The sequence below is a fragment of the Bordetella tumbae genome, assembly GCF_965139195.1.
Lineage (GTDB): Bacteria > Pseudomonadota > Gammaproteobacteria > Burkholderiales > Burkholderiaceae_B > Bordetella_A > Bordetella_A tumbae.
This window is the reverse complement of record NZ_CBCSJH010000014.1, coordinates 1-20,776: the sequence shown is the minus strand read 5'-3', so window position 1 is coordinate 20,776 and position 20,776 is coordinate 1. Positions and strand designations below refer to the sequence as shown.

Here is a 20,776-nt window from a genome sequence, read left to right as displayed (position 1 = left end):
TAACCATACTAGGTATGTAGCGGCGAGTTGGCGTATTTCAAGCCGGTCGGGGCGAATCGCGATCAGGCCGCGTGACTCAACATTTTTGATGTGGTGCGTGAGCGACACCACAGAAACATCAACCAAAATCCTATCGGGACCGGATCCATGCCGGTCCCCTTCAGGTTACCTCTACATGAGGTGCCGTGCACATCTCGTTCAGTGACGCCTACGCCGCCTTGTCCGCGACGGCGACGGGCCTGCCGTAGAACGGGTAGCTGGGATCGCTATAACCCGGTGTCGAGGCATGGCCAGGTGTCACCCATGCATTGACCATGGATTCCTCCTCAGGCGTGATCTCCAGATCCACGGCGGCGTAGTAATCCTGCATCTGGGCCAGCGTACGCGGGCCGGCGATGACGGCGGAAATCAAGGGATTGGCCAACACCCATGCCGTGGCCAGTTGACCTGGTTTGACGCCTCGCCCTTCGGCATAGGCTGTCAATTCAGCCGCGATTTTCAGCGACTCCTCGCGAAACTCGGTGTCCATGATGCGCTTGTCCCCACGGCCGGCGCGGGTATCCGCTGCGGGCTGTTGACCCGGCGCATATTTGCCCGTCAACACGCCGCGGGCGATGGGGCTGTATGGAACCACGCCCAACCCATAATGGCCGCAGGCTGGCAAAATCTCGACTTCCGGGCCCCGGTTCAACATGTTGTAGTAGGGCTGGCACACCACTGGCTGAGGCACACCGAGCTCGCGGCACAAACGAACGACTTCGGCGATCCGCCAGCCGCGGAAATTCGACAGGCCAAAACTGCGCAGTTTCCCGGCGCGAATCAAATCACCCAACGCGCGGATTGCCTCTTCGAGGTTTTCCTCGTGGAAATCGCGGTGCATGTACAAAATATCAATATAGTCAGTGGCTAGACGAGCCAGGCTCGAGTCCACGCTTTGTACAACCCACTGACGGGAATAATGCGACCGGTTCGGGGCTTTGGCGACGGCATTCCCCATTTTGGTAGCCAGGATCCAGTCATGGCGCTGTCCGCTCAGCAACTTGCCGACAACCTCTTCCGATCGTCCGCCGTTATAGACGTCGGCAGTATCAATGAAATTGATCCCCGCCTCACGAGCCGAGGCCACAATACGCTGCGCCTCGTCAAAGGGCGTTTGCTCGCCAAACATCATAGTTCCCAGGCACAACGGGGAAACACGCAAATTGCTGGTACCGAGACGACGGTATTTCATTCGAGATTTCCTTGCTGAAGAAATTGAAAAACACACAGACGATCTATAAGCGACAGCGTACTGCGGCAACCTTTCAATGCCTAGGGTCTGGGCGAGCTGCCTTTTAGGGCGAACAGATGCTGGTGGTCGCCCCCAGCCATATCCCCTGCTCTGCGAACGTTCTCGCCATGCGGGTCAACATCACGCGCGCTGCGAGTCCGGCGGGTGACAGCTCATCATCAGACAGGCTGACCAAAAAACATTTACGCGCCATACGGCTGCCTGCGACGGGAATGACAGACAGGTCATCGTCCTTGCCATAACCAAAAGAAGGAAAACCAGCCTGGCTCGACAACAACGAACCTGGCTGGACGCTAGCGCCCACCCCTGCCCGCACTGCCCTCATCAAGGTATGGGCGCCGTCGATTTCGAGAATCACATTCGGCGTCGCACCGTCAGTCCGAAAACCCTCATCGACCAGCGAACGCAAAGCATGCCCGGGGCCCGGCAGGATGAGGGGCAGCCGCTCGATGGCGCTGAGCCTGATCCCGTCAGCGTTACTACAGGCGGGCCATCCTGCCAGATTGGGCCTGCCGATAATGAACAGGCGCTCTTCGGCCAACGGGATGACGCTCCAGCGTTTTGCTTCGATCCCTCCAAAAACGACAGCGAGATCGAGCTGCCTCGAGTTAAGCATCACCTGCAGATTGCTGGTCAGGCCTTCGATCAGGCGCACATTGACTGTGGGATAACTCTCGCGCATCGCTTGCACAAAGGGCAAGGCCAACATGGTCGCAGTGGACCCGGTCATCCCGACGGTCACTTGGCCGGACAGCCTGCCTTTCTGTGCCACAGACGCCGCGATATCGACCTGTTTAAGAATGACTTGCGCCTGGTGCCAGAAATCCAATCCGGCATCGGTCGGATAAACCCCCGTCGGCCTGCGCTGCAATAAACGCGTGCACAACTCGCTTTCCAGCATGCTGATCTGCTGGCTCAGCGTAGAAGTCGCCAAACCCAGTTCCACCGCGGCGCGTCCCATGCTGTTGAGTTCCACCACCCGAACGAAAGAACGCAATTGTCTGAGTTCCATGAGAAACCTGGAAATGAGGGACCGATCAACCGATTCAACCAGTATAGCGTGTTCGAAAAAACCGAAGCCCTCTTTGCACCAACCTAATGCGTGGGTCGGCAGAACCCGTCAGACTCTCTGGATACTCAGCATCCATCTGTGTCCGGCCACATTATTAGCCGCTCAGGAATGAATGCACGACAACCCGTCAACCACGAGAAGCACATGTCTCATACAGGTCGAATCCATATCCCGTCGATGAAATCCCACTGCAGCGAAGCGGAATGGAAAGCCCGCGTCGATCTGGCCGCCTGTTACCGTCTGGTCGAGCTCTACGGCATGGCCGATATGATGGCGAACCATATTTCCGCCCGCGTACCGGATGAAGACGGCGCTTTCCTCATCAATCCGTACGGCATGATGTACGAGGAAATCACTGCCTCCAGCCTCATCAAGGTCGACCTGGCCGGCAATATTCTGTCCAAACCGGATTTTGGTGATTTGAACTACGGCATCAACAAAGCCGGCTATGTCATCCACAGCGCCATCCATGGGGCGCGTCACGAAGTGGACTGCGTCATTCACACACATAGCTGGGCCTCGATGGCCGTCTCGTCTCTCGCGTGCGGGCTGCTTCCGCTCACGCAAACGGCAATGCGATTCCTGAAAATCGGCTATCACGATTATCAGGGTGTGGTGCTGGATACCAAAGAACAAGCCTCGCTGATCGAGGACTTGGGCAACGGAGAGGCCTTGATTCTGCGTAATCACGGTGCCCTCACGGTGGGCCGCACGGTCGGCGAAGCCTTTAACTGGATGCATCGACTGGAACTCGCATGCCGCGCGCAGTTGGCTGCACAGGCTGCGCAACAACCCTTGCAGGCGGTTTCGCCTGAAGTATTAGAGGAAACCTGGAATAACTACCAACCAGGCACACGGCGCCCCTACGGCGTCATGGAATGGCCCGCATTGCTGCGCAAGCTGGATCGTCTGGACAACAGCTACCGGGACTGACGCGTCATAGTGCGCGCACGATAACGATAAAGAGAAGGAGACTACGATGAAAGCAAGCTGTATTTCCATGTTGGCTGCGGGCATGCTGGCCCTGTTCACGGGACTGCCCGCGCAAGCTGCCTATCCGGAACGACCCGTCAAGGTGGTCGTAGCATTCACTGCCGGAGGAACCACGGACAAACTCACTCGCAGCACCAGCGAGAAACTTGGGCAAGCACTGAAGCAATCGTTCATCGTCGAAAATCGCCCCGGCGCGGGCGGTAATATCGGCACGGAGTATGTGGTGCGCTCTGATCCCGATGGCTATACGCTCATCGTGGACTCGGTGGGGCCGATCGCGGTCAACCCGTCGTTGATGAAGCTCGACTATGATCCCTTGACCGATCTGGTTCCCATCGTACAGATTGCTACCGTCCCGAACGTGCTGGTCGTGCCGCCCAATCTGCCGGTCAAGACTTTCGAAGATTTTTTGAAGTATGCCAAATCCAAGAAAGGGTTGAACTATGGATCGACAGGCGTAGGCACCTCGTCACACCTGTCTAGCCATTTGTTGATGCAACACATCGATGCACAGGATGCTACGCACGTACCTTATAAAGGTGCCGATGCGCTCAACGATCTCATGTCCGGTCGACTGGATTTCATGTTCGCGACCGCACCTTCTGTCATGGGCCAGATACGCGCAGGCAAGCTACGTGCGTTAGCCGTCAGTACGCAACAACGCCTGGCGTCGCTGCCGGACGTACCCACCGTCGCCGAAAAAGGCTTCAAGGATTTTGACTCAGGATCATGGTTTGGTTTCTTTGCACCCAAGGATACCCCTGCGGACGTCATCGCCACCATCAACAAAGGTGTGAACGACGCGTTGCCGACACTAAAGGCCGACATGCTGAATGAAGGTGCGATCGCGGTAGGCGGCACGCCGGAAGACTTCGGAAAATTCACCCATATCGAATACGAAAAGTGGAAGAAAATCGTCGAGAAACTGGATACCAAAGCGCAATGAGCCAGAAGCATCCATTGCATGTCCTGTGCTCGGAACAGGAAGCCTCAGCCCTCGCTGCAGGTATTGCGGCGCTGGGCCAGACGATAACGTTGTGCCATCCCGGCGAGGAACGGGCAGCCCTCGCCGAGGCTGCCTTTATCTCACGGGATATCACGGGGCGCTCGACCAAATTCGAGATCATGCCCGAGACCGAGCATTTCTACACCGCCGTACGCGCCGCCTCTAATCTGCAATGGATGCACGTGCATTCTGCAGGTGTGGATCGCGACTTTTATCAGGAACAACAGCAACGCGGCGTCCGTGTCACCGCATCGCACGGCGCATCAGATGCGGTCGTGGCACAAACTGCGCTGACAGGTGTGCTGGCGCTAGCCCGAAAACTGCCGCAACTGATGCGAGCTCAGCAACGTCACGCCTGGGAACCGTTGATGGGCAAAGACCGGACTCCCCGCGATCTGCAAGGACAGCGCGCTGTCGTCGTCGGGTGGGGCGGTATCGGACAGCGTATCGCGCAGTTACTGCAAGTGCTGGGATTAACCGTTTCTGTCGCCAGACACGGGAGCGAGCCGGCCGGCCCCGGCCTGCACACCGTACGCTATGACGGCCTGCGTGACATTCTGCCCGAGACGTCCTGGCTGATTCTGGCCTGTCCGTTAACGGACACCACGCGTGGCCTCATCAGCGCGGAGCTGCTTGCGATGTTGCCCGCGCATGCTTGCCTCATTAATGTGGCGCGCGGCCATGTGGTCGATGAGCCCGCGCTCATTCAGGCTCTACAGAACAACCAGCTCGCTGGGGCCTTTCTGGATGTGTTCTACCACGAGCCGCTGCCTGCCGAATCGCCGATATGGGATTTGCAGAATGTCATTGCCTCGCCGCACAGCGCGGGCTTTTCTGATGGCAATCCTGCCCGGGTGCGGCAGATATTCATTGACAATCTGCAACGGTGGATACAAGGCACCCTTTGACGTGACGCGATGCCGATTCGCGTCATACGGTTGAAAACGGTGCGCCGTACAGATAACACTGACGGCGCACTGCCATGATTACTCTACGGTAATACCGCCGCGCTTTATCAACTCGCGCCACTTGGTGATCTCTGTGTTGATACGCTGAGCAAATTCCGCAGGCGAGCTGCCGACTGGATTAAAGCCCATATCGGTCAATTGCTTATGCATACTGCCGGACTGTATCGAGGTTGCGACCGTCGACGATAATTTGTCGATCACGGCGACAGGTACTCCCGCCGGCGCAACCAGGCCGAACAAGGGTGAGAGATTCACGCCTGGCAGTCCGGCCTCCGTAAAGGTGGGCACGTCAGGCAATTGCGTTGAACGTTGATCACTGGTCACTGCCAATGCCCGCAAGCGCCCCGCCAAAATATGGTCACGCAAGCTCGGCACGGTCGCAAACGCAAACTGAATCTGCCCGCCCAGTAAATCGGTAAAGACAGTACCGCCACCGCGATACGGCACATGCAAAATTTCAATATTGGCCTCTTGCCGCAATTGCTCCCCAGCCAAGTGCGGACCACTGCCCACACCTGCCGATCCGTACGACAAGCTGCCCGGCTTGGATTTCGCCAAACGGATAAACCCTGCCAAGTCTTTAACAGGCACAGAGGGATGCACCACCAGAACAAACGGGGCCGTGGCCATCAACGAAATCGGTGCAAAATCTTTCTGCGTGTCATAAGGCAATCGATCTCCCAACAATCCCGGATTGATCGTGAAGGACGAATCCACCATCCCTATCGTGTAACCATCCGGCTTGGATGTCGCCAGCGTGCGCGTACCGATCGTCGTACCGCCGCCGCGATTTTCCACGATGAACGATTGCCCCAGCGTCTGGGTATAGGTCTGGCCCGCCATCCGTCCCAAGGTATCCGTGGCCGCCCCAGGAGGATAGGGAATGATCAAGCGCACGGGTTCCGTGGGATAGTCTGCGGCAAAAGCGGGCCGCCCCCATGCCGCTGCCATTGAACCGAAAGCAAACGCGGCACTGCCGGCTATGAATGTTCTGCGTGATGTGTTCATGGTGTCTCCTGTCTTTTCATTGATCTACGGGGCTGCGCCGATACTGAGCATCCACGTTTTGCGCACTACACCGCCGGGTTCCGATCAAGCTGTCTATTGCCGATACTGTCCTTGCGCCAGCGCCTGCTCCGGATCTGCTCCCAACCCCGGCGCACCGGGCACAACGACCCATCCGTCCTTGATCGGCACCGTTTCGCCGTAAGGCACGTGCGCGAGCTCTACGTACAAGCGCTCCAACGACACCTCGTCCTGTTGCGCGGCGATCAGATGCAAGCTCGCCAAATATCCCGGGCCAAAAAACGCCACCTGCGGCGCGCACCGTACCGACGTTCCCTGGCATTGCTGCGCCAGCCCCCATGCTGCGGTGAAGCCCAGTTTGATTACGCTGGGTTGTACGTACTCCACCGCCTCTTGCTCGATCAAACGCGTCAGCGCATACACACTGCTGGCGTTTTCCCCCACGGCCAAAGGCACCGCACATTGACGCCCTAACTGCATCAACGCCTGGTCGTCCTCCGGCGGCCACAAGGGCTCCTCGATCCAGAACGGGGCATACGGCATCATCGCAGCGATGGCGGCAGGGGCTTCGGCTGGCAGCCATGCACAGTTGGTATCGACCATGATGGGAACCTGCGGGCCTGCTGCGCCTCGTGCCGCCCCCAAGGCATCAGCCGTGCGCTCATGCAATTTGATTTCGGTATAGCCTTCGTCCAGAGCGCGCGTCACGACTTCGTGCAAACGTTGCGCATCGCCGTAGTACTGCAACAAAGACGCGTAAGCGCGAACGCGATCCCGGCGCTTGCCGCCCAGCAGCGCATAGAGAGGAACGCCCTCGCGCTTGGCGCGTAAATCCCATAACGCAATATCCAGGCCTGCCAGGGCATGCACGACAGGCCCCGATCGCCCCAGGTTATGCAGCGTGCGCTGCATCAGCGGCAACAGGGTCTGGTCCGCGGCATCTTTGCCGCATGCCAGCGGCGCAATCAATGTCTCGAATACCGCCTGCAGCGCACGCGGCTCTACACAATAGGACTCGCCCCAAGCGACTGTACCGTCCTGGGTCTGGACACGAACCAGTGCGCTGTCCAACTTGTCGCGCGGACGCCCCGCAAACAAAGGGGGAGGACTCCAGTGAAAAAAAGGCAGCCGCATCGGGATGCAGTCGACAGACACAATCGTATTAGCGCTCATTGATTCGGCTCGGGCTGAGCACCGCGGGTCTTGCGGGCAGCTCATCTCACAAAACAGGATGAGCAGGATTGTGTTGGCTCGCCTACCATATGGTCAAATAGATAAATTGGCTGATTTCATACAAATTTCATATGCTAAACCGTCGCGAACTGACCTTGTTGCGCGCTATGTACCAACACGGCACGGTGACTGCCGCAGCCGCTGCTGCTCACATGACGCAGCCTGCAGCCAGCGCCCTGCTGCGCGATCTGGAAATCCGTCTCGGCTTTGCGCTCTTTAGCCGTGAAAACCGCCGGCTGCAGCTCACGAGCCAGGGGCGCACGTTGATACCTGAAGTCTTGAACGCGCTGGCCGGGATCGAAGCAGTCGACCGGCTGGCGGGAGACATCCGCCAGGGCGCTCAGGCACGCTTGGCGGTGGGCGCTGTGGCTATCGCCGCCTCCAGCCTGCTGCCCGCAGCACTGGCCAGCATGCGTGAGCGCCATCCTTCGATCGCCGTCACGGTGCGGGCAGGCACAGCGCTGGAAATCATCGAAATGGCCGTAGACCATCGGATCGATCTGGGCATCATTATTGGCTCCCCTGCCGATCAGACGCGCGTAGCCAGCCAGCAACTCAGCCCGTTGAGCTTGTATGCCGTCATGCGCGCCGACCACCCTTGGGCTGAATTGCCCGACCTGACGCTGGAGAAAGTCGCGGCAGCCTCCCCCATCGCGCTAGCAGCGGCCGTGCCCGCCGGTCGCGCTACCCGGCAGGCCACCGAGGGGCGCGGCCTGGCCTTTCAGCCCACGATCGAAGTCGCTCAGTCGTCCGCCGCCTGCGCCCTCGCTGCCGAAGGATTGGGTATTGCCATCGTCGAAAGCCAGGGGGCGCGCTATGCGCAGCGTCAGGGATTGCTGGCCCGCCACCTCCTGACACTTTCCGATCCGGTGTTGGCCCTGGTATGGGCTCATGACCGTGCGCTCAGCGATGCCGCACGATGCCTGCAGCAGTGCCTGCAGTCGCAGGCGGCAGGCCAGCCTGAATCATTGCTGCCAGCCTGACGACACGATTGCCCATAATTTGTTCACTTTTACCGATTTTAGGGGGCAAAACCGTGCAAATAGGCCGCAACGCGTGCCCATCCGCCTCACACCCTGTAAACTGCCGGATTTTGACTCTGGCCGTATGGTGCAAGTACCCCGGCGAGGTGTCAGCGGCCCCACGCTTATCCGTCTGCTTGCCCGGCTGACGGACGCTGACGTTTCCGAATCCCGCCAACCGCTCTCAGATCGACTCAGCCTCTGGTTAGGCTGGACGGACGCGATCGCCCTTTCTACTGTGTTAGAGGGCGGTCCGTTGGCGGTGACCGCCAATCCAAAGTCGCTCGATAGCGCCGAAATGCGGGAATACGATCGCATGCGCGCAGCGCTGACCTACGCCATCGCCGACGAAAAGGCGTATACGGCGGACGTGTTTGTGCCGACTCAACGCGGTGCGCCACGAGCCGCCCCTGTCTCGCCCGACGAGGCGCTGCTCGAATACACGATTTACCGGAAACGCTATCAGACCATCCAGCAGGCGATGGAAACCAACATTGCCAAATTACGCGGCAGCCTGCGAGCCGTTCTCGCCGCGCAAACGCCTGACCGGGCTCGGCTGGCCATGGTGGACGCTATCCTGGAACGCTCATTGAGCCTGCAGGAACGCCGGCTCTTGGCTACCGTGCCCACCCTGCTGGAAAAGCACTTCAAACGCCTGCGCCAAGCCGCTCAGAAAGCCGAAAAAGAAGCCCAAGAGCGCGCGGCGAAAGCCGCCGAGGCGGCAACGGCCGCGCCNGCTGGCCCGGCCGCCGACGCAATAAATAATGACGCCCAGGCAGACTCCGCCGCCTCCTCCCCTATCGAAGGGGCTCAGTCCGCCGGCGAATCCGTGCCGCAGACATCAGCCTCGCAGGCCTCTGCAGCAAAAAATACTGCATCATCTCGCTTTGCGGCAGCACCGGCCACGACTGCCGAAGCCGCCGCGACGACCTCTCCCCCTGTCCAGCCCACGACGCGCGCCGTTCCCCTGGCCAATACCCGCTACACAGCGAACCGCGCCAATAAACCGGCCGCGCCCGTCGTGCCCTTGTGGCTCTCCACGTTTCGCAAAGACATGCGCAGCGTGTTGCTGGCCGAACTGGACATCCGTTTACAACCGATCGAAGGCTTGCTAGCCGCTCTGCGCGCCAGTTGACCGAACCCCTATGACCCGAACAATCATCTCTCTCGTCGTTTTCCTGGCCGGTCTGGCCGTTGTAGGCTGGATCGGTGCCGGTTACATAGGCACCAACCTGCTGGCATTAGCCATCATTTTCCTGATTGGTCTCGTCTATCTGACCGGGGTCATAGAACTCCAGCGTTATCAACGGACCACAGACACGCTGTCTCGTGCCGTCAGCAGCCTGACCGTGGCGCCGTCGAGCCTGGATGGCTGGCTTAGCCAGTTGCACCCGAGCCTGCGCGGCGCGACCCGCTTGCGCATCGAGGGCCAACGAGTCGCCCTGCCCGGCCCCACACTGACTCCCTATCTGGTGGGAATGCTGGTGCTGCTCGGGATGCTCGGGACTTTCCTGGGAATGGTCGCCACCTTGCGCGGCACGGGCGTCGCCCTCGAGAGCGCCGTCGATCTGCAAGCGATCCGCGCCTCTCTCGCCGCCCCTGTCCAGGGCCTGGGTTTCGCGTTCGGCACCTCGGTCGCCGGCGTAGCGACCTCTGCAGCATTAGGTTTGCTGGCCACGATCTGCCGGCGCTCGCGCATTCAGGCTGCGCAACAACTGGACGTCATGATCGCGACCACGTTGCGGCCCTATTCCCAGAACCATCATGGCGAACAGACCTACAAACTGATGCAGCAGCAAGCCGAGGCCATGCCTCTGCTGGTCGAACGCCTGCAAGCCATGATGACGTCCATGGAAAAGCAGAGCCAAGCCTTGCATGACCGCCTGGCCGCCAGCCAGGACGCCTTTTACGGCAAGACCGAGACCGCCTACACCGGCCTGGCCTCGTCCATCGAACAATCGCTCAAGCAAAGCGTCATCGATAGCGCCCGCATGGCCGGCGAAGCCATCCAGCCTGCCGTGCAAACCACACTGGCGGGCTTGGCACGTGAAACCAGCGCCTGGCAGGACACCCTCGCCATTGCCGTTCGCCAACAGTTGGACAACCTGTCCGGCCGTTTCGAAGCCACCACCTCATCTGTTGCTGACATCTGGAATCAAGCCCTGTCACAGCAGCAACAGGCCAACACCAAACTGGCCGACGACAACCAACGCGCGCTGACAGCCGCCACCGCCAGTTTGGAACAGCACGCCTCGGCATTGCTGCGCAGCGTGGACCAGTCCCATGCAGCGCTGCAAAACAAACTGGCCGCGCACGATCAACAACGCCTGGATACCTGGAAAGCCTCGTTCGACCAGGTCGCCTCCGGTTTGAACGCGTCGCTGGAAAATACCGCGTCCACCCTGCAAACGTCGATCGCAGGGATCGCATCGTCGCTGGATACCTCACTGCAAGACACCGCCTCGGCGATGCGCCAGGAATGGCAACAAGCCAGCGCTCACGCCGTGGAACGCCAACAGGCCATCTGCGACACCCTGGCCCACACTGCCCAGGAACTGACCGCGCAAACTCAGGCTCATGCTCGCGACACCATTACCGAAGTGTCCCAGCTGCTGCATACCGTTTCCGAAGCCCCCAAGGCAGCAGCCAGCGTCATCGCCGAGCTGCGCCAATCGCACGCCGACCTGCAGGCCCAACTGATTGCCCAGGACCAGCAACGCCTGGACAATTGGAAAGCCTCGCTCGATCACATCGGATCCACGCTGGGCACGTCAATGAAGGACGCGACCTCGACCCTGCGCCAGGAATGGGAACAAGCGAGCGCACACGCCACCGAACGCCAGCAGCTCATCTGCGATACCCTGGCTCAAACTGCTCAGGAACTGACCGCGCAAACGCAGGCTCATGCTCGCGACACCATTACCGAAGTGTCCCAGCTGCTGCACACCGTTTCCGAAGCCCCCAAGGCAGCGGCCAGCGTCATCGCCGAGCTGCGCCAATCTCACGCCGACCTGCAGGCCCAACTGATCTCCCAGGACCAACAACGCCTGGACAACTGGAAAGCCTCGCTCGATCACATCGCCTCAAACTGGAATACCTCGCTGGAAACCACGGCAGGCGCACTGCATACGTCGATGGCGGACACGGCATCCACATTGCATACGTCCTTCGAGAGTCTGTCGTCCTCATTGGACACCTCGTTGAAAGACACCGTCGCGACCCTGCGCCAGGAATGGGAGCAGGCAAGCTCGCATACAGCAGACCGTCAGCAACTGATCTGCAACACCCTCGAAAATACGGCCTCCACGCTGAATGCCACGCTGAGCGACACCGCCAAGTCACTGCACTCGTCCATCGAAGGCATCACCACCTCGCTGGACACCTCGCTCAAAGACACCGCGTCGGCACTCCGCCAGGAATGGGCGCAAACCAGTTCGCAGGCCGCCGAGCACCAGCAAGCCATCCGCGAAACGCTGGCCCAGACCGCCCAGGAACTGACCTCGCAAACGCAAGCCCATGCTCGCGACACCATTACCGAAGTGTCCCAGCTGCTGCACATCGTCTCCGAGGCACCCAAGGCTGCAGCCGACGTCATCGCGGAACTGCGCCAATCGCACGCCGATCTGCAGACCCAGCTGATTGCTCAGGACCAACAACGTCTGGACAACTGGAAAGCCACGCTCGATCACATCGCATCGACCTGGAATACCTCGTTGGAAAGCACAGCCAGCACACTGAGCACCTCGCTGCAGACCACCGCGACTGCGCTGAATGACTCGCTGGAAAAGACCTCCACCGCGCTGAACGCCTCAATGGAAGACACCGCGGCGTCCTTGAACGCCTCGCTGACAGGCACGACCTCCACCCTGACCGTCACGCTGGAAAACACCGCGTCCACCCTGCACAACTCGTTCGACGATATTGCATCCTCGTTGAATGTGTCTCTGGAAAACACCGCCTACGCGCTGCGCCAGGAATGGGAGCAGGTCAGCGCCCAGACGACCAGCCGTCAGCAGGAAATCTGCGACACGCTGATCCAAACCGCACAGGAACTGTCGTCCCACACGCAAACCCAGGCGCGCGACACGATTGCCGAAGTCGCCCAGTTGGTGCAAACGGCCGCCGAGGCTCCTCGCGCCGCCGCCTCGGTGATCTCCGAGCTGCGTCAAAAACTGTCCGATGGCATGGCCCGCGACAACGAATTGCTCGACGAACGCAACCGTCTGATGGAAACCCTCAGCACCCTGCTGGATGCTGTGAATCATGCCTCGACGCAGCAACGCGACGCTGTGGATTCGCTCATCTCCAGCTCGTCCGAGCTGCTGGAACGCGTCGGATCACAATTCACCGACACCGCCCAGACAGAAACCGTCAAACTGACCGACGCTGCCGCAACCATCACCGGCAGCGCCGTCGAAGTCGCCAGCCTGGGCGAAGCCTTTGGCACCGCGGTGCAGCTTTTCAGCCAGTCCAACGACAAACTGGTCGAACACCTGGAACGCATCGAAGCCGCCCTGGACAAATCCATGGCGCGCAGCGACGAGCAGTTGGCCTATTACGTCGCACAGGCTCGCGAAGTCGTGGATCTGAGCGTCATGTCGCAGAAACAGATCATCGAAGACCTGCAACTGCTTGCGGCCCAACAGACCGCAGCCAATAGCGAAACCTCGGCATGAAAGACGACATCGACGCGGGCGTAGAGCCCTCCGCTCCTGCGTGGGCGGTATTCGGCGACTTGATGTCGGTGCTGCTGGGCGCGTTTGTGCTGATCCTGGTCGGCGTCATCGGCATGCAGCTGGAGCTTTCCACCAAGCTTGAGACCGAGGTCAAAAAGCGACTGGATCTGTCCAGCAAACTGGAAACCGAAGTCCAGCAGCGCGAGGTGGAAACGCAGCGCCGCGAAGCCCTGGAACACGCATTGGCCGTCCCCTTGGCCGCGGGCCAGGTCACGTTGATAGATGGCCGCATCGGTATCAGTGGCAGCGTGCTGTTTGCGCTGAATTCCGACCAACTGCAACCCGAAGGCCGCAAGGTCCTGCAAAGCCTGATCGCTCCGCTGTCTGCCTATCTGAAAGAGCACGACGAGGTCTTGATGGTGAGCGGTTTTACCGACGACCAGCCTATCCACGAGAACAATCGACGCTTTGCCGATAACTGGGAACTCTCCGCGCAACGTGCATTGACTGTAACCCGCGCCCTGATCAATGACGGTATCTCGCCAGAGATCGTGTTTGCCGCTGCCTTCGGCGAACAACGCCCAGTCGCTGCCAACACAGACGAAGCAGGCCGCGCCAACAATCGACGCGTGGAAATCGCGCCGATTCCAAAATCCGCCAACGCGGGGGCCGCAACCAGTGAGTAACGCCCAGCCTGCCGACATTCAACAAACCCTGGACGCTTGGCGCGAACAGGGCGCCGATCGTCTGGACCCAGTGCGTTTTCAGCTCATCCAGACCATGGCGAATCGAGCAGCAGGCCTGGCTGACGAGAACACACAGCGCGTACTGCACGCGAGGCTGGCGCAATTGCTCCAGCAATATGGCGCACGCATAGAAAAAGCGGCCAATACCGGCGCCACGGCAACCGCCTCCGCCCCTGCCGCCAGCGCAGCAACCTCTCGCGACGGCGCGCTCACCGGCCTGCTCGCTCACCTCGCGGCACTGACACCCGCCGACCACACTCGCACGTTTGCCACTAGCGTCGGCAATCTGCGCGAACGCTATCCGGAGCTTCCAGTACTCGACGAGTTCCGTTCGACGTGGTCTCGCGTCAGCGCGAATCGACAAGTACGCCAGTCCGAAGAGCAAGTCCACGAAAACGCCGGACCGCTGAACTCAAATCATCTGGTGCACCGCGCCCTGGCGTACATGCGCGATGTCTCGCCGGGTTATTTGCACCAATTCCTGAGCTACCTGGATACGCTGGCCTGGGTGGAGCAACTGCAAATGAGCAGCGAGCCGCCGGCGAAAGAAACCAAGCGCGGTGCGGGCAAAGCGGCGAAAAGCACCAAAAGCCCTGCAAAAACCGCCAAGAAAAAAACTCCCAAGGCAGATAGCTAAGCCTTCAGCGACTGCGCCACCTCGCGCAAATATTCCAACAACTGCCGGCTGCTCGCAGAGAGTTGCGCCTCACGCAAGGTCATCACCCCCACCGGCGGCACCGATACCTCCAGCGCAATATTCAAGATCCTGCACAAGCCTTGCTGCTCAAAATACTGCGCTGCATACTGTGCCAGAAAGCCTACGGCGCCTCGCTGGCCGACACATGCCAGTGCCGTCAAATACGAGGATGTCTCGATCAAATCGGTCGACGGAGTCACATCGTGCCGATGAAACTGCTGCTCCAGTTTGACACGCAGTGATGCCCACGGCGGTGGCATGACACAGGGCAAGGCCGCGATATCCGCCCAGGTTGGCGCCCGCTTTTTCGCGATGGCGCTCTTTCTCGCACCCACCGCCACCATCGGTTCCTCGTACAACACTTCCGTAGACAAATCTGGGGCAGCATAGCCGGGCTCTAAACGGCCCACAAAAAAATCCAATTCCCCCAAACGCAATTTGGGCAGCAAATGGGTCAGATCGCCTTCTTCAACCAGAACCGTCGCGCGCGGGGACCTGACCTTTAGACGTTCAATGGCCTGAGTCAACAACACAGGCACTGTCACCGCCATCGCCCCGACTCGCGTCTTGCCCATCGCGCCGCTGGCAGCTGCATCGATCTCGTCACGCGTACGCTCATATTGCGCCAATACACTGCGCGCAAAGCGCACCACAGGCTCGCCCGCCAGGGTAGGCTCGGTCCCGCGCGATGAACGTTCAAACAAAGTCAGGCCCAGCATGGACTCAACCTCGGACAACATGCGAGACACTGCGGGCTGGCTGACGGTCAGGAATTCTGCCGTTCGCCCTAGATGGCGAAACTCATCCAGTGCCACGACCAACTGCAGATGACGAAGCTTCAGATTTGAACGAAACACGCGGTCCAAATGTGCCATGACGATAAAAGCCTTTGTTAATCGAACGGCTGAGGGAAACGGTCCTTACATAACAATTATGTTATCTAAAGATGCGCTCATTTTATTGGATCGTTATAAAAACTTCCCACAAAATGGCCTTCGATCGCAGCAAGCCACACAGACCACGACAACCGGCTGACGATCGCATAAAAACCAAGGAGACGACCCAATGAAGCCCGCATTCCCCCTGGACCACCAGCGCCGCCGGTTACTGGCAGGCGCAGCCTGTGCTGGCGTAGCCAGCCTGCTCGCCCCACTTTCAGCCCGTGCCGCCAGCTATCCTTCGCGGCCTATCACGTTCATCTGTCCGTGGCCCGTCGGCGGTACAGCGGATCAATCGATGCGGGCACTGTGTCAGGTGGCCTCCAGCAAGCTGGGCGTCTCCATCGTCGTCGAGAACCGCGCAGGCGCCTCAGGCATGATCGGCACCGCGGCCCTAGCACAGGCTCAACCTGACGGCTACACCATCGGCCAAATCCCGATCTCCGTCACCCGGTTTTCGCAACTGGGCATGCTGCAATTGGACCCTCGCAACGACTTGACCTATCTGGCTCGCACGTCCGGCCAGACGTTCGGCATCGCCGTACTGGCCAGCTCACCCTTTAAATCCCTGCAAGAGGTCGTCGCTTACGCCAAAGCCAACCCCGGCCGCGTCACCTACGGACATGCAGGCGTGGGCGGCGCGACCCACGTCGGCATGGAACAGTTCGCCATGGCGGCCGGTGTGCAATTCAATCCCATCGCCTACAAAGGCGGCTCGGCGGCGCTGCAGGATCTGCTCGGTGGCCAGGTCGACCTGCTCGCGGACTCCAGTTCCTGGGCTCCGCATGTCGAGTCGGGAAAACTACGCCTGCTGGCGACGTGGGGAGCAGAGCGCACCCCGCGCTTTAACCAGACCCCTACCTTGAAAGAACTCGGCTACGACGTCGTCGTGGAGGCTCCCAATGGTGTCGGCGCTCCTAAAGGACTGCCGCCGGACGTCGAAAGCAAGCTGCGCGAGGCTTTCCGCGCCGCTGTCGAAAGCGACACGTTCAAGCAGGTTGCCAGCCGCATCGATGCCCCCGTCATGTACCTGGACGGCCCTGACTACAAAGCCTACGTGGCAGAGGTCTACCAACAGGAGACCGCATTGATAGACAGCCTGAAACTCAAAGCCTTGCTGCAAAAAGGTTGATGCCGCAGTGAATAACCTTCCTCTGATACGATTGCACGCCAACGACAATGTCTTGATCGCCAAACAGACCTTGGCACTGGGCATGGCCATTGACGAACTGGACCTGCGCCTGCGCGCGCAGGNCCCCGGCGGACACAAAATCGCGGCGTGCCGCATTCCTGCCGGCACGCCCATACGCAAATACGACACCATCATCGGCGTCGCGGCACGCGATATCGAAGCCGGCGAACATGTGCACACCCATAACCTGGCATTGGTGGATTTCGACCGCGACCCCGCATTCTGCCAAGACGTGCGTCCCGTCATGCTTTTGCCCGATCACGAGCGCGCGACATTTCAGGGCTACGTGCGCCCGGATGGCCGGGTCGGCACCCGTAATTTCATCGGCATTATTGCCTCGGTCAACTGTTCCGCCACCGTCATCAACCATATCGCCAACCACTTCACCGCCGAACGTCTGGCCGCGTTTCCGAACGTCGATGGCGTGGCGGCGTTTGCGCAGACCAGCGGCTGCGGCATGTCATCCCCCAGCGAACACTTTGACGTGCTCAGGCGCACACTGGCCGGCTATGCCCGTCATCCGAACCTGGCCGGCGTGCTCATTGTGGGACTGGGCTGCGAGCGCAATCAGGTTTCCTCCCTCGTGGAATCGCAAAACCTCGCATCAGACACCCGGCTGCGCACGCTGGTCATGCAAGACAGCGGCGGCACGCGCGCCACCATCGCCGCCGGCATCCGCGCCATCGAGGAAATGCTGCCCGCCGCCAACGCTGCACAACGTCAGACCGTCTCGGCGAGCCACCTCAAAATCGGGCTCGAATGCGGCGGCTCAGATGGCTTCTCCGCCATCACCGCCAACCCAGCGTTGGGGGCTGCCATGGATATTCTGGTACGTCACGGAGGCACTGCAATTCTGTCGGAAACGCCCGAGATCCATGGCGTCGAATACATGCTGACCCGCCGCGCCGTCACGCCCGAAGTCGGCCAAAAACTCCTGGATCGCCTCGCCTGGTGGGAAAAGTACACCGCCGGCCAGAATGCCCAATTCAATGGCGTGGTCGGACACGGCAATCAACAAGGCGGCCTGGCCAATATCTTTGAAAAATCGCTAGGCTCTGCCATGAAGGGCGGCACGACTCCCCTGCAAGCGGTCTATGAATACGCAGAACCCATCGACAAGCCGGGTTTCGTATTTATGGATTCCCCAGGCTACGACCCGGTGGCAGTCACCGGCCAGATCGCCAGCGGCGCAAACATGATCTGCTTTACTACCGGACGCGGCTCCATGTTCGGCTCCAAGCCTGCACCCACATTGAAACTCGCCAGCAACACCGCGATGTATTCGCGGCTGCAAGACGATATGGACATCAACTGCGGTGTCGTACTCGACGGTGAGCTCGACATCGACGCCATGGGTCAGCGGATTTTCGAACGCATTCTGGCTGCTGCCTCTGGCGAACGCACCAAAAGCGAAATGCTCGGCCTGGGCAGCTACGAATTCGTTCCGTGGCATTTAGGTATTGTGAGTTGAGCCGATACTCTGCGACTATTGCAGTCCCGTTTCCTTTTTTCGCAAAATAGGCGCTTTCCCCATGTCCGCTGACAACCCCTTTAAATCCGCCCTGGCCGCCGGTCAAGCACAAATCGGGCTATGGCTTTCCATGGCTGATCCCTATCTGGCCGAGGTCTCGGCCACGGCGGGCTTTGACTGGCTGTTGATCGATGGCGAACATGCACCCAACGATCTGCGCAGCGTCCTGGCGGCACTGCAATCCATCGCCCCCTACCCTTCGCAGCCCGTCGTGCGCGTCGTAGCGGGAGAAACTGCCATCATCAAACAGGCTCTGGACATAGGTGCCAAGAGCATCCTCGTGCCCATGGTGGACACCGCCGAACAAGCCAAGGCCGTCGTCTCGGCCACCCGCTATCCCCCCGAGGGCGTACGCGGTGTCGGCAGCGCCGTTGCACGCGCCTCCCGCTGGGCACAGCGCAGCGACTATCTGGACGTCGCCGACGACGAAATCTGCCTGCTCGTCCAGGCCGAAACCGTCACGGCCCTGAGCAACCTGGAAAGCATCTGCGCCGTACCTGGCGTAGACGGCGTATTTATCGGCCCGGCAGATCTGGCCGCGTCCATGGGTTTTCGCGGGCATCCTGAAAACCCGGCCGTACAAGCCGCCATCGAGCAGGCAATGAAAACGATCATCGCCAGCGGCAAGGCGGCCGGCATACTGACGTCGGACCCGGCATTGGCGCGGCGCTACCTGGAGCTGGGATGCACCTTCGTCGCCACGGGTGTAGATGTCTTGGTCTATGCGGGTGCCGCGCGGCGCTTGGCCGCACAGTTTCAGGCGCCGGGCACCGCGGCTGCAGCACCGGCCTCGTCTTCGGCCGCCTATTGAGATTGACGTTTCAGGCAATCGCCTCGAAACGATTCTCTCTCCATTCGGGTTATCGATTCGCCCCGCATCCTTGCGCCGATCACGGTACAAGGATGCGAAAATCTGCGCTCCCAGGACGACAAAATACCCATTCAGCACCTGTCACGGCGCAGATACATCGCTTACGCGCACTTGCAAGTACTTCGCTGGCTCCAGAGGTACTCGATGCCGATTGTCACGCGCGGCATACACTCCGTCACGAATATGCGCATTCGTCACGATTAAGTGATTTCTAAACGATTACAGAATCGAACGCGGCCCCTTGCTCTATGCCTAAATAGGCGCGTCTGTGCATTACCGGCACGACGTTAAAGGAGCTACCATCATGAGAACCCTCGCCATATTGTTCATCGCCGCCACCACGCTGGCAGGATGCATTGTGGTCCCGCATCACGGCGGGCACGGCCACTATCGTGGTGGTCATGGCTACTATTCTCAACCGGGACCGTCACCGTATTACTACTCCGGCCCTCGCTACTATAGATACTGATTTTCCCCACGGGAGATCACCATGAATACATTAAAACGACTATCCGCTGGCGTCTTGATATCGGGCTCACTGCTCGTCACGCTGGCCGCACCTCTACCGGCTGCAGCGGCCGATGTCTCGATCAGCATCGGCGTCAACGCATGGGACGCGCCGCCACCGCCGCTGCCGGTCTACGATCAGCCGATGATCCCCGGTCCGGGTTATATCTGGACGCCTGGCTATTGGGCGATTAATCCTGGCGGGTACTACTGGGTGCCTGGCGCCTGGATCATGCCGCCTTTCATCGGCGCACTCTGGACGCCGGGTTATTGGGGTTTTGTCGGCAACGTCTACCGCTGGCACCCGGGTTATTGGGGCCGCCAGGTAGGCTATTACGGCGGCATCAATTATGGCTTTGGCTATATTGGCTCGGGATACCACGGCGGCTATTGGAAGAGTAATCGCTTCTACTACAACCGTGAGGTCAACCATATCGACGTGCACCGCGTCACGAACGTGTACAACCGCAAGGTCGTAGTCAACAACGTAGACAATCGTCGTATCAGCTACCACGGCGGCAGGGACGGTATTCAGCGTCGTCCCAGCGACAGGGAACGGCAAATCGACCGCGATCACCGTCGCACTGTCGAGGCGCGCGACCGTCAGAATCAGCGACGCGATGAAGACCGTGATCATTCACAACGCGGCGATCAACGTCCGGGGCAACCGGGACGAGGCGACAATGACCACCGGCCGAACGGGCAACCCGACCGGCGCGATTTCCAGCAGAACCAGAATGCCAACCGTGGTGATGACGGGCGACGTGCTCAAGAGCAGCGTCAGCAGCAAGATCGCCAACAGCGGCAGGAAGATCAGCGCCAACAACAAGCTCGCCAGCAGCAGCAAGAGCAACGCCAGCAACAAGATCGTCAACAGCGGCAGAACGAACAACGCCAGCAGCAAGATCGTCAACAGCGGCAGAACGAACAACGCCAGCAGCAAGATCGTCAACAGCNGCANCAAGNGCAACGNCAGCAGCAAGCCCGNCAACAGCAGCAGCAAGNGC

General features: G+C 60.0%; 18 protein-coding genes and 2 pseudogenes. 15 read left to right on the top strand and 5 right to left on the bottom strand.

Going from position 1 to position 20,776, the window contains the following annotated elements; translation table 11 throughout:
• Positions 1 to 208: 208 nt before the first annotated feature.
• Together ACNA0J_RS15825 and ACNA0J_RS15820 are read right to left on the bottom strand one after the other, a co-directional pair.
• Complete coding sequence (locus ACNA0J_RS15825) at positions 209 to 1,231, bottom strand: aldo/keto reductase (protein WP_415819833.1); 1,023 nt, start codon at positions 1,229 to 1,231, stop codon at positions 209 to 211.
• Between the two features lie 103 nt (positions 1,232 to 1,334).
• Positions 1,335 to 2,303: a LysR substrate-binding domain-containing protein gene (locus tag ACNA0J_RS15820; protein ID WP_415819832.1), complete on the bottom strand. Its 969-nt coding sequence runs from the start codon at positions 2,301 to 2,303 to the stop codon at positions 1,335 to 1,337.
• A gap of 204 nt (positions 2,304 to 2,507) precedes the next feature.
• On the opposite strand from ACNA0J_RS15820, the gene ACNA0J_RS15815 reads away from it, so the two are divergent.
• From ACNA0J_RS15815 to ACNA0J_RS15805, 3 genes are read left to right on the top strand one after another with little or no spacing between them, the layout of a single operon-like run.
• On the top strand, positions 2,508 to 3,296 hold the full coding sequence (locus ACNA0J_RS15815) for a class II aldolase/adducin family protein (protein WP_415819831.1): 789 nt from the start codon (positions 2,508 to 2,510) through the stop codon (positions 3,294 to 3,296).
• A 46-nt stretch (positions 3,297 to 3,342) separates the two neighbouring features.
• Positions 3,343 to 4,302: a Bug family tripartite tricarboxylate transporter substrate binding protein gene (locus ACNA0J_RS15810; protein WP_415819830.1), complete on the top strand. Its 960-nt coding sequence runs from the start codon at positions 3,343 to 3,345 to the stop codon at positions 4,300 to 4,302.
• Complete coding sequence (locus tag ACNA0J_RS15805) at positions 4,299 to 5,270, top strand: D-2-hydroxyacid dehydrogenase (RefSeq protein ID WP_415819829.1); 972 nt, start codon at positions 4,299 to 4,301, stop codon at positions 5,268 to 5,270. Before ACNA0J_RS15810 ends, ACNA0J_RS15805 begins: the two co-directional genes overlap by 4 nt.
• Before the next feature lie 78 nt (positions 5,271 to 5,348).
• Here ACNA0J_RS15805 and ACNA0J_RS15800 read toward each other — a convergent pair whose 3' ends face one another.
• Positions 5,349 to 6,338 (bottom strand): Bug family tripartite tricarboxylate transporter substrate binding protein, encoded by a 990-nt coding sequence (locus ACNA0J_RS15800; RefSeq protein ID WP_415819828.1) that lies wholly within the window; start codon positions 6,336 to 6,338, stop codon positions 5,349 to 5,351.
• 93 nt (positions 6,339 to 6,431) lie between these two features.
• On the bottom strand, positions 6,432 to 7,529 hold the full coding sequence (locus ACNA0J_RS15795; protein ID WP_415819827.1) for a mandelate racemase/muconate lactonizing enzyme family protein: 1,098 nt from the start codon (positions 7,527 to 7,529) through the stop codon (positions 6,432 to 6,434).
• 131 nt (positions 7,530 to 7,660) lie between these two features.
• Here ACNA0J_RS15795 and ACNA0J_RS15790 point away from each other — a divergent pair, with 131 nt between their 5' ends.
• From ACNA0J_RS15790 to ACNA0J_RS15765, 6 genes and pseudogenes are all read left to right on the top strand, one after another.
• Positions 7,661 to 8,572 (top strand): LysR family transcriptional regulator, encoded by a 912-nt coding sequence (locus ACNA0J_RS15790; protein ID WP_415819826.1) that lies wholly within the window; start codon positions 7,661 to 7,663, stop codon positions 8,570 to 8,572.
• Positions 8,481 to 9,346: pseudogene (locus ACNA0J_RS15785) on the top strand (DUF3348 domain-containing protein); the annotation flags it as partial. The gene ACNA0J_RS15790 and the pseudogene ACNA0J_RS15785, both read left to right, overlap by 92 nt.
• Before the next feature lies 1 nt (position 9,347).
• Positions 9,348 to 9,746, top strand: a 399-nt coding sequence (locus ACNA0J_RS15780) for a DUF3348 family protein (RefSeq protein ID WP_415819825.1), incomplete at its 5' end; no start/stop codon positions are given.
• Positions 9,747 to 9,756: 10 nt separating this feature from the next.
• Positions 9,757 to 13,287, top strand: coding sequence for a DUF802 domain-containing protein (locus tag ACNA0J_RS15775; protein ID WP_415819824.1), 3,531 nt, complete (start codon positions 9,757 to 9,759; stop codon positions 13,285 to 13,287).
• Complete coding sequence (locus ACNA0J_RS15770) at positions 13,284 to 13,973, top strand: OmpA family protein (RefSeq protein WP_415819823.1); 690 nt, start codon at positions 13,284 to 13,286, stop codon at positions 13,971 to 13,973. Before ACNA0J_RS15775 ends, ACNA0J_RS15770 begins: the two co-directional genes overlap by 4 nt.
• Entirely contained in the window at positions 13,966 to 14,670 is a 705-nt protein-coding gene (locus ACNA0J_RS15765) for a DUF2894 domain-containing protein (RefSeq protein ID WP_415819822.1), read from the top strand. Before ACNA0J_RS15770 ends, ACNA0J_RS15765 begins: the two co-directional genes overlap by 8 nt.
• Here the strand turns inward: ACNA0J_RS15765 and ACNA0J_RS15760 are convergent.
• Positions 14,667 to 15,605, bottom strand: a complete 939-nt coding sequence (locus ACNA0J_RS15760) for a LysR substrate-binding domain-containing protein (RefSeq protein WP_415819821.1) — start codon at positions 15,603 to 15,605, stop codon at positions 14,667 to 14,669. The genes ACNA0J_RS15765 and ACNA0J_RS15760 overlap by 4 nt on opposite strands.
• Before the next feature lie 190 nt (positions 15,606 to 15,795).
• Between ACNA0J_RS15760 and ACNA0J_RS15755 the strand changes: the two genes are divergently transcribed.
• From ACNA0J_RS15755 to ACNA0J_RS15730, 6 genes and pseudogenes are all read left to right on the top strand, one after another.
• On the top strand, positions 15,796 to 16,800 hold the full coding sequence (locus ACNA0J_RS15755) for a Bug family tripartite tricarboxylate transporter substrate binding protein (protein ID WP_415819820.1): 1,005 nt from the start codon (positions 15,796 to 15,798) through the stop codon (positions 16,798 to 16,800).
• A 7-nt stretch (positions 16,801 to 16,807) separates the two neighbouring features.
• A pseudogene (locus ACNA0J_RS15750) lies at positions 16,808 to 16,922 on the top strand (hypothetical protein); the annotation flags it as partial.
• A gap of 1 nt (position 16,923) precedes the next feature.
• Positions 16,924 to 18,331 (top strand): UxaA family hydrolase (locus tag ACNA0J_RS15745; protein WP_415819819.1); only part of this gene is annotated, 1,408 nt, incomplete at its 5' end.
• 61 nt (positions 18,332 to 18,392) lie between these two features.
• Positions 18,393 to 19,202: a 4-hydroxy-2-oxoheptanedioate aldolase gene (hpaI, locus tag ACNA0J_RS15740; RefSeq protein WP_415819818.1), complete on the top strand. Its 810-nt coding sequence runs from the start codon at positions 18,393 to 18,395 to the stop codon at positions 19,200 to 19,202.
• Positions 19,203 to 19,566: 364 nt separating this feature from the next.
• Positions 19,567 to 19,731: a hypothetical protein gene (locus tag ACNA0J_RS15735; RefSeq protein ID WP_415819817.1), complete on the top strand. Its 165-nt coding sequence runs from the start codon at positions 19,567 to 19,569 to the stop codon at positions 19,729 to 19,731.
• A 21-nt stretch (positions 19,732 to 19,752) separates the two neighbouring features.
• On the top strand, positions 19,753 to 20,725 hold a 973-nt coding region (locus tag ACNA0J_RS15730), incomplete at its 3' end, for a YXWGXW repeat-containing protein (protein ID WP_462935926.1).
• Positions 20,726 to 20,776: the final 51 nt, after the last annotated feature.

Bases quoted from the DNA above. Each gene is read 5' to 3' on its own strand.
- ACNA0J_RS15825 (WP_415819833.1), bottom strand. From the start codon at position 1,231: ATGAAATACCGTCGTCTCGGTACCAGCAATTTGCGTGTTTCCCCGTTG.
- ACNA0J_RS15820 (WP_415819832.1), bottom strand. From the start codon at position 2,303: ATGGAACTCAGACAATTGCGTTCTTTCGTTCGGGTGGTGGAACTCAAC.
- ACNA0J_RS15815 (WP_415819831.1), top strand. From the start codon at position 2,508: ATGTCTCATACAGGTCGAATCCATATCCCGTCGATGAAATCCCACTGC.
- ACNA0J_RS15810 (WP_415819830.1), top strand. From the start codon at position 3,343: ATGAAAGCAAGCTGTATTTCCATGTTGGCTGCGGGCATGCTGGCCCTG.
- ACNA0J_RS15805 (WP_415819829.1), top strand. From the start codon at position 4,299: ATGAGCCAGAAGCATCCATTGCATGTCCTGTGCTCGGAACAGGAAGCC.
- ACNA0J_RS15800 (WP_415819828.1), bottom strand. From the start codon at position 6,338: ATGAACACATCACGCAGAACATTCATAGCCGGCAGTGCCGCGTTTGCT.
- ACNA0J_RS15795 (WP_415819827.1), bottom strand. From the start codon at position 7,529: ATGAGCGCTAATACGATTGTGTCTGTCGACTGCATCCCGATGCGGCTG.
- ACNA0J_RS15790 (WP_415819826.1), top strand. From the start codon at position 7,661: ATGCTAAACCGTCGCGAACTGACCTTGTTGCGCGCTATGTACCAACAC.
- ACNA0J_RS15775 (WP_415819824.1), top strand. From the start codon at position 9,757: ATGACCCGAACAATCATCTCTCTCGTCGTTTTCCTGGCCGGTCTGGCC.
- ACNA0J_RS15770 (WP_415819823.1), top strand. From the start codon at position 13,284: ATGAAAGACGACATCGACGCGGGCGTAGAGCCCTCCGCTCCTGCGTGG.
- ACNA0J_RS15760 (WP_415819821.1), bottom strand. From the start codon at position 15,605: ATGGCACATTTGGACCGCGTGTTTCGTTCAAATCTGAAGCTTCGTCAT.
- ACNA0J_RS15755 (WP_415819820.1), top strand. From the start codon at position 15,796: ATGAAGCCCGCATTCCCCCTGGACCACCAGCGCCGCCGGTTACTGGCA.
- hpaI (WP_415819818.1), top strand. From the start codon at position 18,393: ATGTCCGCTGACAACCCCTTTAAATCCGCCCTGGCCGCCGGTCAAGCA.
- ACNA0J_RS15735 (WP_415819817.1), top strand. From the start codon at position 19,567: ATGAGAACCCTCGCCATATTGTTCATCGCCGCCACCACGCTGGCAGGA.